This window comes from Paenibacillus sp. FSL H3-0321 (assembly GCF_038002865.1).
Taxonomy (GTDB): domain Bacteria; phylum Bacillota; class Bacilli; order Paenibacillales; family Paenibacillaceae; genus Paenibacillus_AQ.
Map to the genome: position 1 here is coordinate 734,675 of NZ_JBBODH010000001.1, position 12,577 is coordinate 747,251.

The 12,577-nt window shown below is 49.0% G+C and carries 10 protein-coding genes; 1 reads left to right on the plus strand and 9 read right to left on the minus strand.

What is annotated here, in order from left to right; translation table 11 throughout:
- Nucleotides 1–203 precede the first annotated feature (203 nt).
- Entirely contained in the window at nucleotides 204–2,207 is a 2,004-nt protein-coding gene (locus tag MHI45_RS03020; RefSeq protein ID WP_076109545.1) for a methyl-accepting chemotaxis protein, read from the plus strand.
- Nucleotides 2,208–2,325: 118 nt separating this feature from the next.
- On the opposite strand, the gene MHI45_RS03025 is transcribed toward MHI45_RS03020, so the two are convergent.
- The 9 genes from MHI45_RS03025 to pdhA form a co-directional block, all read right to left on the minus strand.
- Nucleotides 2,326–3,813 (minus strand): glutamate synthase subunit beta, encoded by a 1,488-nt coding sequence (locus tag MHI45_RS03025; RefSeq protein ID WP_076109544.1) that lies wholly within the window; start codon nucleotides 3,811–3,813, stop codon nucleotides 2,326–2,328.
- A gap of 233 nt (nucleotides 3,814–4,046) precedes the next feature.
- On the minus strand, nucleotides 4,047–4,538 hold the full coding sequence (locus MHI45_RS03030; RefSeq protein ID WP_038592908.1) for a dihydrofolate reductase: 492 nt from the start codon (nucleotides 4,536–4,538) through the stop codon (nucleotides 4,047–4,049).
- Nucleotides 4,539–4,586: 48 nt separating this feature from the next.
- Nucleotides 4,587–5,381 (minus strand): thymidylate synthase, encoded by a 795-nt coding sequence (locus MHI45_RS03035; RefSeq protein WP_076109543.1) that lies wholly within the window; start codon nucleotides 5,379–5,381, stop codon nucleotides 4,587–4,589.
- Nucleotides 5,382–5,511: 130 nt separating this feature from the next.
- A complete protein-coding gene (locus tag MHI45_RS03040; protein WP_076109542.1) occupies nucleotides 5,512–6,486 on the minus strand; it encodes a S66 family peptidase in 975 nt (324 codons plus the stop codon).
- Nucleotides 6,458–6,952, minus strand: coding sequence for a hypothetical protein (locus MHI45_RS03045; protein WP_256718044.1), 495 nt, complete (start codon nucleotides 6,950–6,952; stop codon nucleotides 6,458–6,460). Before MHI45_RS03045 ends, MHI45_RS03040 begins: the two co-directional genes overlap by 29 nt.
- A 290-nt stretch (nucleotides 6,953–7,242) precedes the next feature.
- Nucleotides 7,243–8,655, minus strand: a complete 1,413-nt coding sequence (lpdA, locus tag MHI45_RS03050; RefSeq protein ID WP_038592917.1) for a dihydrolipoyl dehydrogenase — start codon at nucleotides 8,653–8,655, stop codon at nucleotides 7,243–7,245.
- Between the two features lie 3 nt (nucleotides 8,656–8,658).
- Entirely contained in the window at nucleotides 8,659–10,299 is a 1,641-nt protein-coding gene (locus MHI45_RS03055) for a 2-oxo acid dehydrogenase subunit E2 (protein WP_076109540.1), read from the minus strand.
- Between the two features lie 152 nt (nucleotides 10,300–10,451).
- A complete protein-coding gene (locus tag MHI45_RS03060) occupies nucleotides 10,452–11,429 on the minus strand; it encodes an alpha-ketoacid dehydrogenase subunit beta (RefSeq protein WP_038592923.1) in 978 nt (325 codons plus the stop codon).
- A gap of 15 nt (nucleotides 11,430–11,444) precedes the next feature.
- Nucleotides 11,445–12,512: a pyruvate dehydrogenase (acetyl-transferring) E1 component subunit alpha gene (gene pdhA, locus MHI45_RS03065; RefSeq protein WP_038592926.1), complete on the minus strand. Its 1,068-nt coding sequence runs from the start codon at nucleotides 12,510–12,512 to the stop codon at nucleotides 11,445–11,447.
- Nucleotides 12,513–12,577 lie beyond the last annotated feature (65 nt).

A 12,577-nucleotide genomic window follows, 5' to 3' on the forward strand; every position in this document is an offset into this window, starting at 1 on the left:
CAGTTTCCACTCTCTCCAATTTCAGTGCAATTAATCCTTTACAATGTAAAATTATATCAGGATGTATGTTAATTCTTTCATATTCAAATATAGACATATGAAATTATTGTGTCAATAAACCGAATATATCATTATAACATTTCACAAGGAGCAGCTGCTTACAAGCTAATCTGCTTCTATGCAACCAAGGGGGAGTCATAACAATGTACACAAATATTAGAAAAATCATCCGCAAACTCACATCCCGTTCACTTCAGAGGAAGATGATGTTGATCTTTACGATTATGCTGGTTATCCCAGTCCTCCTCGTGAGTTATTTCTCCTACTCCAGTGCAAGCAAACAATTGGAGCTGAAGATGCAGGAATCGACACATGCCAGTGTGGATTTGCTGAAAACTACAATCAATGAAACGGTAAATGCAGCTATGAAAAATGTTCAGCAGCTCAGCCAGCAGCTCACTTCCGCCGACATTGATGCTCAAACACCGGAAGCCCGTGAACTCATTGAATTGTTCATGAAAGAACATCCAGAGCTGGAGATCCTTACGGTGGGTAATGAAAAAGGCTCCTGGATGAAGGCACCGGATCCCGGCAAGCAACAGGATTACGATCCGCGTACCAGAGACTGGTATAAGGCAGCCATGAAAAATGCAGGCAAAGTTACCATTGTGGATCCCTTCGTTTCCGCCACTACGGGCAACTATAACCTGTTTATCTCGGAAACACTGAAGGATGGCAAAGGAGCTCTAACCACTAGCCTAAGCCTTAAAGCGATGAGCGAACGAATCAACCAGGTTAAGCTGGGAGATAAAGGCTACTTTTATGTCGTTGACCGCAATCATAAATTTGTGTCCCATCCTGTCAAAACAGCAGGAGAAGAGATCGACGACTATGTGGTGAAGCTGCTTTCAAATGAGGGCGGAGCGCTGTCCTATACCAATCCGGATTCGGGTCTTGATATGCGGGGATATTACACCACTGATCCAATTACCGGCTTCACGATTGTCGGTGTCTTAACCACACAAGAATTCTCAGATGCCTCCCTGCCTATACTCTATACCGGCTTAATGGTTCTCGGAGCAGCCCTGATTGTTGCATTGGTAATAATGTACTTTATTGTCCGGGCAATCTCCCGTCCAATCGCCAACCTCAACAACTCGGCACGCCGTGTAAGCGAGGGCTATCTGAATGAACGAATTGTGATTGACCGTACAGACGAGATTGGCCAATTAGCTGAGAACTACAATCTCATGGTCGATTCCTTGCGGAATATCGTGATTGACATCTCGGATACGTCCGGCCTCTTGGCTGCTTCGAGCCAGCAGCTGACAGCGACTACCGAGGAGAACTCCAAAGCAACAGCCTACGTAGCCGGGCTGGCAGAGGAGTCTTCGAATGGTGCCGAAACTCAAACCGCTGCGATGATTGAAACGTCGCGGGCGATGGAAGAAATGTCCTCCGGCATTCAAAAAATAGCCGAAGCCGCCTCATCCATCGTTGATTCCTCGACCGATACAGGAGCAGATGTGCTCGTCGGGAGCCGCAAGATCGAGCAGGTCAGCAAGCAGATGAACGCCATCCGGGAATCTACGCAACTGTCGGCTGAGCTTATTGGACAATTAAATGGCCTAAACAGCGAGGTCTCGGAAATGAGCAGCGCCATTTCCACTATCGCCGTACAGACTAATCTGCTCTCATTGAATGCAGGAATCGAAGCCGCACGCGCCGGGGAACATGGCAAAGGATTCGCAGTAGTTGCCGCCGAGGTGCGCAAGCTGGCTGATCAGTCTAAAATGACCGCCGGCAATATCCAAGACACTATTGTTCAGATGACCGAACTGATCGATCAGACCTATGAAACCATCCAGAATAGAGTGTCGGCAGATGTCGAGCTTGGTATGCAAGTAACCGAAGAAGCCAAAGAGGCCTTCACGAGCATTGAACATTCCACAGCCAAGATCAATGGACAGATCCATGACATCTCTGCGATCACTGAACAAATGTCAGCAGGTGCAGAAGAAGTCGCAGCATCTGTCCAGGAGATCTCGAACATCTCGCGTTCCGCTTCCGATGCCTTCCAGAATGTAACAGCTGCTACCCAGCAGCAGCTTGCTTCGATGGAAGAGATCACCTCTTCATCGGGTGAGCTGTCCAAAATGGCCGGAGATTTGCAGCAAAAAGTCGAACACTTCAAGCTGGAAGATTAGGCAACCGCCTAATCTTCACCTGTCAGCTAAATCAGCTCCAATTTAAAGAAGCCGTCTTCCACAGCTTATACTGTGAAAGACGGCTTTTAAGGTTTCATGTTCAGATATTCATTATAGATTAGACGAGAACTGTCGATCCCATCAGATATTTATCGACTTCACGTGCAGCTTCGCGTCCTTCATTGATCGCCCAGACCACAAGACTTTGCCCACGGCGCATATCACCGGCGGCAAATACTTTATCCACGTTCGTGTTGAACTTGCCGTAACGAGCCTTCACATTGCTGCGGCGGTCTGTCTCAAGGTTCAACTCCTCGATCATCTCCTGCTCCGGTCCGTCGAACCCAATCGCAATCAGCGCAAGCTGAGCCGGATATACAGCCTCCGTACCTGGAACCGGCTGATAAATCTTACGTCCGGTCTCATCTACCATCCGGCGGATTTGCACGGTATGAAGTTCCTTGAGGTTGCCTTCATCATCACCTACGAATTTCGTAGTCATGATTGAGAATTCACGCGGATCATCGCCGAAGATTGCCTTGGCTTCCTGCTGTGCATAGTCAAGCGTATACACATTCGGAAACTGCGGCCAAGGATTGGCAATCGGATCACGCTCAAGCGGAGCTTTGTCATGCGTACCAAACTGGGTAATGCTGTTGCAGCCATGGCGGAGCGAAGTTGCCACACAGTCAGAACCGGTGTCACCGCCGCCAAGCACAATAACATCCTTACCTGCAGCAGAGACAAAGTTGCCATCCTGCAGATTGGAGTTCAAGTAGCTCTTAATCGTGCCGTTCAAATAATCCATCGCATACATGACACCCTTAAGCTCAGCTCCCGGGACGTTGAAACGGCGCGCCTTGGTCGCACCGCCGCAGAGGACAACCGCATCAAATTCATCAACCAGCTGCTGTGTCGGAATATCTTTGCCGATCTCTGTATTCACTACGAAGTTCACGCCTTCGGCAGCCAGTAAGTCAACACGGCGCTGCACGACACGTTTGTCCAGCTTCATGGTCGGAATTCCATATGTCAACAGGCCGCCTACGCGGTCACTGCGTTCAAATACAGTTACAGTATGTCCTGCCTTGTTAAGCTGGGCCGCTGCAGCCAGACCAGCGGGTCCGGAGCCGACGATGGCTACTTTCTTGCCGGTACGCTTCTCCGGCGGACAAGGCACCACCCAGCCTTCCTCAAAGCCCTTATCGATGATGGCAAGCTCTATCGTCTTGATCGTAACCGGCTGGCCGATCAGACCGACGGTACAGGAGCCTTCGCAAGGCGCCGGACAGATGCTGCCCGTAAATTCAGGGAAATTGTTCGTCTTATGCAAACGTTCGAGTGCTTCCTTCCACAGTCCCCGGTACACCAGATTATTCCATTCAGGAATGAGATTGTGGACAGGGCATCCTGAAGTTCCGCCGGCCATATCAATACCTGTATGACAATAAGGGGTTCCGCAATCCATACAACGGGCGCCTTGTGTCCGAAGCTCGTCCTCGGTTAAATGATGGTGGAATTCTTCCCAGTCTTTCACGCGCTGTTCAGGATCCCGGTCTCCTGGGAGCTGGCGCTTATACTCCATAAATCCAGTAGGTGTAGACATATTTACGTTTCCCCCATCCGTTCTCTTCGTGTTGATGTATAGTACATTGTAACATATTGCGGCAGACTCATGTCGTTTCAGCGCAATGAAGTACCTGCACATTCTATACTACTTTTAAGTTTAGCATTTCTAATTTTAATTATAGTAGCATTCTATACTTTCGCACTGTAATGGATTAATCTGCTGATTATTTGTACTATTTCACATGTTGTGTCAGAGAAAACGCTTTTTCTTCAAACCGTACGTTCATAAACATAGAATCGGTAATCATACGGATTTTTTTCGTCGCGAATTCCTGGGGTGTTGGAAATCTCTGTCCACTCACTCCACTCTACCTCAGGAAATTTCGTATCGCCTTCAAACTCATGTTCAATCCGGGTCACAATCAGCTTATCGGCATACGGCAGGAACATCCGGTAGATCTCCGCACCGCCAATAATCATCAGTTCATCACCCTTGCCGCCTTCAGCCAGCGCTTCCTCCACGGTGTGCACGACCTTTGCTCCCTCCGGAGCATAGCTGCGGTCCCGGGTAATAATAATACTCGTTCTGTCCTTGAGGGGTTTGCCCCCGAGCGACTCCCACGTCTTACGGCCCATTAGCATTCGTTTACCAAAAGTTTCGGATTTGAAAAAGGCAAAATCACGCGGCAAATGCCAGGGCATATCATTGTCCTTGCCGATTACACCGTTAGCACCCATTGCCCATATCATGCTTATACTCATATTTTAGCCCCCTTTTCAAGGAATCATCAGAAATGTTTCCAACAAAGACTATATAGCCACTGGTGCTTTAATTCCCGGATGATGAACATAATCAGTAAACTCAAAATCTTCAAAGGTATAATCAAAAATACTGTCCGGCTTTGTGAGAATCTTCAGTGTAGGCAGCGCATAAGGCTCTCTGAACAACTGCTTGGCGACCTGCTCCAGATGGTTTGTATAAATGTGCACATCGCCTCCGGACCAGATGAAATCACCAACCTCAAGGCCGGTCTGCTGGGCAACCATATGTGTTAGCAGAGCGTAGCTGGCAATGTTAAAAGGCAATCCCAGGAAAGTGTCCACTGAACGCATCGTCAGCATGCAGGACAACTTGCCGTCCGCTACATAGAATTGGAACACAAAATGGCAAGGCGGCAGCTTCATCTGCTCAATCTCGCCCACATTCCAGGCACTGACGATATGACGGCGGGAATCGGGATTATGTTTGATCGACTCGATCACATTCGAAATCTGATCAATAATCCGGCCGTCGGCGCTCTCCCAGGCCCGCCATTGGGAACCGTATACGGGTCCCAGCTCCCCGTTCTCATCTGCCCATTCGTCCCAGATTGAAACACCGTGCTCCTTCAGATAGGAAGTGTTCGTCTCTCCTCTAAGAAACCACAGCAGTTCATAAACTACCGATTTCAAGTGAATGCGCTTAGTTGTCACCAGCGGAAAACCCTCTTGCAGATCAAAGCGGAGCTGGCGCCCAAATACGGATATCGTACCGGTACCTGTCCGGTCGCTTTTTTCCGTGCCATGATCCAATATATCCTGAAGTAAATCCAAATATTTACGCAACAGTCAGCGCTCCTCTCCTCTTTTTTTCTTATCCTAGTTTACCATGACCTGACCGCCCTTGTAACTTAGCAAAGAACAGGAAATTTTTTTCGCGAATATTGTTCGAATGCCAGTGATGGCTATATACCGGCTACTCTGAGATCCGCAGCTCAACTTTTTGCTTAGAGGCCTTCACCACAGCACGTCCGCCAACAGGGAAGGTAAAGATCGGCGAGACATGCCCAAAATTGACATCGGCAATTACCGGGAGGTGCTGCAGCTCTTTTTTACTCTTAATGATGGAGCGTAATATTTCCGGGGTCATCTGTGAAGCACGCTGAAATCTCCCGATGACCAGAGCCTTTACTTGTGCGAAGCCGGGCTGATGAAGCAGCGACTGCAGGTCGCGGTCAAAGTTCCCCGGGCGGGATTCATAGTCATCTTCCACAAAAAGAATCGCGTCCCTCAGGCTGGGCATAAACTCTGTCCCCTGCAGCAGATTCAGTGTGCATAGATTACCACCAATTATAGTGCCTTCTGCGTAACCTTCGTGAATGGCATAAGGCCCGGCGTTTGCTTCGAATACACGATTTTCCTGATCCAAGAACCAGGCATCATCGCTCCACTGCTCCGAAGGCAATACATCCACTTCTTCATCTTCCATCATCATTTTGACAAAATAATCGGAAGTATATTCATTCCCGTGACGCATGGACAGTGTAGAGAAATGAGGACCGGAGTAGGTGATCAGTCCTGTTTTGGCATAAATGGCATTCTGCAGTACCGTAATGTCAGAATAGCCGCATAACCGTTTGGGATTCGCTGCAATCAAGCCGAAATCCAGCCCCCGCAGCAGCTGGTTGCAATTGAAACCACCAAGCGTCGTCAATATCCCTTTTACCTTAGGATCGCTGAACGCGCTGTGGAGATCCTCAAGTCTGGAGTCCACCGAAGACGAATCGAAGCCATCTCTTTCATAAGCATGCTTGGAAAAAGAAACGGTAAACCCAAAAGCCTCCAGTTTCTTTGTTGCTGCCACGATTTGCTCTTCCGCTATAACCCCTAAGCTCATGGAAGGTGAAATAATCCGGATTTCATCACCGGCTTGCAGTTTTGCTGGCTTCATTGTCTTCACTCCCTTTGTGCTTGATTTGCTCCAACAGCAGGTCTGTAAGGTCATTTACAGGCAGCGTACCATCTGCCACATAGTCGGATGAGGGAAGAACGGTATGAAGCATTGCCAAGTATGCCTCCCGGCCTCCACGCAAATATCCTTCCATTTCCCGGGTCACATCGCTGCTTGCGGAATCTTTATCATCTCGGATGAATCTTCTGGCCATAGCCACATCAAGCGGAGTGTCGATAAATATGGCATAATCAATAAACCGGCTTAGTTCGTTATGTACATAGGCGAAAGGATAATCGAGTAAAATATACTCCGGCCGGTCCGCTCGGGCAAGCAGCCCTTTCAGGTCTGCCACCAGGGGTTCAAGCTTCCACTCGTTATAGTCAGCACCCCGTTCCATCCACCGTTCAAACTCATCAGGCCAAGGGAAATCATAGTCATCAAAAAACAAAGCAGCCGAGTTCACCAGCCGCTCCTGTAAGTTTCTGACGGCAGTCGTTTTGCCGCCGCCTGAGACGGCTGCTATGGCGATAACACAAGTTCTGAGTGTAATGTTCCTCTCCTCCTTTTATACCCGCTTACGATGAAAGGACAGCTGTATAGGCCCGTTTCTTTCTTGATCTTACCACAAGTAGTTTCGGCTGCCATCTGAATAACTATTATGTAATGTGTTAAAAAAGAGGATGTCTACCAAGCCATTTGCATGGCTCGGCGGACATCCTCTTATTGTTGTCTGCCGAAGCAGTCTATAATTTATTATTTAATTACGTGAATTGGGTGGCCTTCCACAAGCTCAGCCGCTTCCATGACGATTTCGCCAAGGGTTGGATGCGCGTGGATTGTCAATGCGATATCTTCGAGCGTAGCGCCCATTTCAATCGCCAGACCCAGTTCAGCAATCAGGTTGGAAGCTTCGATACCCACAATTTGTGCGCCCAATACGAGGTTGTTCTCGCTGTTTGCCACAATCTTGATGAAGCCATCCGGAGCGTTCAAGGAAACTGCACGGCCATTTCCTGCGAACGGGAATTTGCCGGCTTTTACTTTGTAGCCCTTGTCCTTCGCTTCTTTCTCGGTCAGACCAACACTGGAGCATTCTGGATCGGTGAACACAACAGCCGGGATGACTTTGTAGTCAACAACGGATTTGTGTCCGGAGATCGCTTCAGCAGCGATTTTGCCTTCGTAAGAAGCTTTGTGTGCCAGAGCAAGGCCTGGAACAATATCGCCGATTGCATAGATGTTAGGAATGTTGGTACGGCCCTGGTGGTCAACTTTGATCAAGCCGCGCTCATCAAGTTCCATACCGATCAGATCCAATCCCAGCTCGCCATCCGTATTTGGACGACGTCCTACAGTTACAAGCAGGTAATCCGCAGTAATTTCCTTGGACTCGCCGCCCACGGAGTATTTCACGGTTACTTCCTTGTCGTTCTGTACAGCACTTTCCGCTTTGGCATTGGTAACAATCTCAATCCCAGTCTTCGCCATGTTCTTGGCAACCAGACGGGTCATATCCTTGTCAAAGCCAGGCAGAACTGTATCCAGACCTTCAATGATGGTTACTTTAGTGCCAAATTTGGAGTACATTTGGCCAAGCTCGGCTCCGATGTAGCCGCCGCCGATAACGATCATGCTCTTCGGAATTTCCGGAAGATCAAGCGCTTCGGTCGAAGACAGAATACGTCCGCCAAATGGGAAAGGCTTCAGTTCGATCGGACGGGAACCTGTAGCAATGATACAGTTGTTGAATTTGTAGCGGGGGGATTCATGTTCATTGAACAAACGGGCTTCGTTTGTATTGATGAACATAGCTTCACCGCTGAATACTTCAATTTTGTTGCCCTTCATCAAACCGGTTACGCCGGTTGTCATTCTTTTGACAACGCCGTTTTTGAATTCCTGTGTTTTTGCCCAGTCCACTTTGACGTTCTCGGCAGTGACACCGAAAACTTCACCATGCTGTGCAGCTTCGAATTGATGGGCTGCAGAGATCAGAGCCTTGGAAGGAATACATCCGCGGTTCAAACATACACCGCCGAGTTCCGATTTATCCACAATCAGAACTTTCTGGCCGAGCTGGGCGGCACGAATTGCCGCCACATACCCGCCGGGACCTGCACCAATTACCAATGTGTCGATTTCGATTGAAGCGTCTCCGACTACCATTAATTACACCTCCATAACTAACATATCAGGATTTGCGAGCAGGGTCTTAATATAATTCATGAAGTTCTGTGCTGTTGCACCGTCGATGATGCGGTGGTCAAAGCTCAGGGACAGCGCCATAACAGGAGCGGCTACGATTTCGCCGTTCTTCACAACTGGTTTCTCAGTGATACGTCCAGTACCGAGGATCGCCACTTCAGGGAAGTTGATGATCGGTGTAAAGAACATACCGCCAGCGGAACCGATGTTGCTGATGGAGATTGTGCTGCCTCTCATTTCGTTAGCTGCCAACTTACCGTCGCGTCCGCGCACAGCCAGATCGGTAATGCTGCTGGCAATCATCCAGATGCTCTTACGGTCAGCATCCTTGATAACCGGAACGATCAAACCGTTGTCTGTATCTGTAGCGATACCGATATTGTAGTATTTCTTGTAGACAATTTCATTGGACTCTTCATCAATCATGGCGTTAAGCGCCGGGAATTGACGGGAAGCGGCCACGAGTGCTTTGACGATAAACGGAAGATAAGTCACCTTCACGCCCTTCTTCTCAGCTACTGGTTTCATGCGGGCACGGAAAGCTACCAGCTCGGTAACATCCACTTCGTCCATGATGGTAACGTGCGGCGCAGTGTATGCGGATTTAACCATCGCATTGGAGATCGCTTTACGGATACCCTTGAATGGAACACGTTCTTCTTCAAGGCTTACATTGCCGGATGCTGCTGGTGCAGCTTCTTTGGCCTTGGCTTTTGGTGCTTCCGATGCTGCTGGTGCAGCAGCAGGCGCAACTGCTGCCGGTGCAGCGGAGCCGCCTTTCAGGAAGGCTTCAACATCTTCATGAGTGATCTTGCCGTTCTTGCCGGAGCCGTTCACCTTGGAGATGTCAACACTCTGCTCACGGGCAAACTTGCGCACACTTGGCGTAGCAAGTACATCGCGGTTTGGAGCAGGAACCGCTGCTGGTGCAGCTGCTGCCGGTGCAGTTTCTTGAGCAGCCGGTGCTTCAGCGTGGCCGCCTTCCTGCTGTGGAACTTCGCCTTCTGCAGCAATGATCGCTACAACTTCGCCCACACGGCATACCTGTCCGTCCTTCACGCGTACTTCAAGCACTGTGCCGTTAACCGGGCAAGGCACTTCTACTACAGCTTTGTCATTCTGTACTTCCATTACGATATCGTCATCGGTTACTTTGTCGCCGACTTTGATATGCATTTTGATAATTTCGCCTTCATGCAGACCTTCGCCCAGTTCAGGGAACCGGTATTCAAAGTTTACAGCGCCGCCAGCTGCAGGGCTGCTGGTTGCCGGAGAAGACTTAGTGTCAGCTCCGCCTTTGGCTGCATCTGCTTCTTGAGTAGCCTGTGCTTCCGCATGACCGCCCTCCTGCTCAGGAACATCGCCTTCTGCATCAATAATTGCCACTACTTCGCCTACGCGGCAGACTTGACCGTCTTTGGTGAAGACTTCAAGCACTGTACCGTTGACCGGACAAGGAACTTCTACAACCGCCTTGTCATTCTGTACTTCCATTACGATATCGTCATCGGTTACTTTATCGCCGGCTTTGATATGCATTTTGATAATTTCGCCTTCATGCAGACCTTCGCCCAGCTCAGGGAACCGGTACTCAAATTTTGCCACCTTGATAACCTCCTAATAGTTATATAGCCGATGCTTCTTCAACTAACTTCTCAGAAACTCGCTTCGAAAGCATCCGCTTAGTTTGTGAATACCTCAAAAGCAAATCAGAAACGGGTGCCGCCCTTTTACAAGGACGGCAAGGACGTTTCTTCTTAGAATTCCATAACTTTCTTAACAGCTGCAACTACGCGTGCTGGTGTAGGAATCCAACTATCCTCGATTTGCGCGAACGGATAAATGGTGTCCGGACCGGCAACACGAAGCACTGGCGCTTCCAGATGAAGAATAGCTTTTTCATTGATTTGTGCGATTACCTCTGCAGCCACACCGGAGCTCTTTTGCGCTTCTTGCACAACGATCGCACGGTTTGTCTTCTTCACAGAAGCAACGATGGTATCAATATCAATCGGGCTAACCGTACGCAGATCGATAATTTCAGCCTTGATGCCTTCCTTTTCCAGCTGATCGGCCGCTTTGGTAGCAGTATGTACCATTAGACCGTAAGAGATAATTGTAACATCCGAACCTTCGCGGACAACATTTGCTTTGCCCAGCTCGACGGTATATTCACCTTCAGGCACTTCTGCACGGAATGCATGGTACAGGTTCAAGTGCTCCATGAAGAATACCGGGTCATTGTCACGGATCGAGGCAATCAGAAGTCCCTTTGCATCGTACGGATTGGAAGGAATAACCACTTTAATCCCCGGGCTTTGAGCGATCAGGCCTTCGAGGGAATCGGTATGCAGTTCAGCCGCTTTTACGCCGCCGCCAAATGGAGTACGGAATACTACAGGAGCATTGAATCTGCCCCCGGAACGCCAGCGCAGGCGTGCAGCCTGAACGACGATTTGATCGAGTGCTTCAAAGATGAAACCAACAAACTGGATTTCAGCGATCGGACGGAATCCTTGCACGCCCAGACCAAAAGCCAGACCGCCGATGGCGGATTCGGCAAGCGGAGTATCAAAAACACGATCTTCGCCAAATTCTTTTTGCAGCCCTTCCGTTACACGGAAGACGCCCCCTACATTCCCTACATCCTCACCGAAGATAAGAACGTTAGGGTCACGGTTCAGTTCAACGCGCATTGCGTCACGAATTGCTTCTTTCATATTCATTTGTGCCATTGCCTGATATCCCCCTTATTCAAAATCGGCTTTTTGTTCTTCCAGATGTTTCGGAGTTACCTCGAACATGCTGTCGATCAAGCCAGGAACGGTCATTTTTTCGGTTTGCTCTGCTTTTTTAATCTGCTCGTTAACAGTCGCTTTCGCTTCTTCTCTTACGCGCAGCGTATCTTCTTCGGTCCAGAGGCCTTTCTTCTCCAAATACTTGGCAAGACGGGCAATCGGATCCTTCTCGTTCCATTGTCCTTCTTCTTCTTTGGAACGGTATTTGCTGGCGTCATCGGAAAGGGAATGCGGACGGAAACGGTAAGTCACAGCTTCAATCAGCGTAGCTCCTTCGCCTTTGCGTGCGCGTTCTGCAGCTTCCTGCACCGCGGAGATTACTGCAAAGACGTCCATGCCGTCGATCTTAATACCGGGAATACCAGCTGCTACTGCTTTATGTGCAATGGATTTGGCAGCCGTTTGCTTCGCGAACGGAGTCGTAATCGCATAGCCGTTATTTTGAACAAAGAAGATTACCGGCAATTTGAAGCGTCCGGCAAAGTTAAGACCTTCATAGAAGTCGCCTTCGGAAGAACCGCCGTCACCAGTGTAAGTAATAGCAACGTTTTGTTGTTTCTTCAATTTGAAGCCCATTGCAATTCCGGTAGCGTGCAGAATTTGTGCACCGATGATAATCTGAGGCATAAGAACATTTACACCTTCAGGAATCTCACCGCCATGTTGATGGCCGCGGGAATATAGGAAAGCCTGGTATAATGGAAGTCCATGCCATACCAGCTGCGGAATGTCACGGTAGCCAGGGCATACGAAATCTTCTTTCTGCAGGGCGTATTCACTGCCCACCATGGTTGCTTCTTGTCCGGATACCGGCGCGTAGAATCCCAGGCGGCCTTGACGACCCAAGTTGACCGCACGGTCATCCCAAGTACGGGTAAATACCATACGATACATGATTTCTTTCAGTTGATCATCGGTAAGTGTAGGCATCTTATCCTTGTTGATAACTTCTCCATCCGGGGAAAGTACCGAAAGGGCCTCTACGTCCTCTGTATACACTTCATAAGGAACTCTAGTCATCATTTTCACCTCAATAAAAAAATTTGAATACCATTTGAATATCAGTGGCCTCTGTTATAGAATTA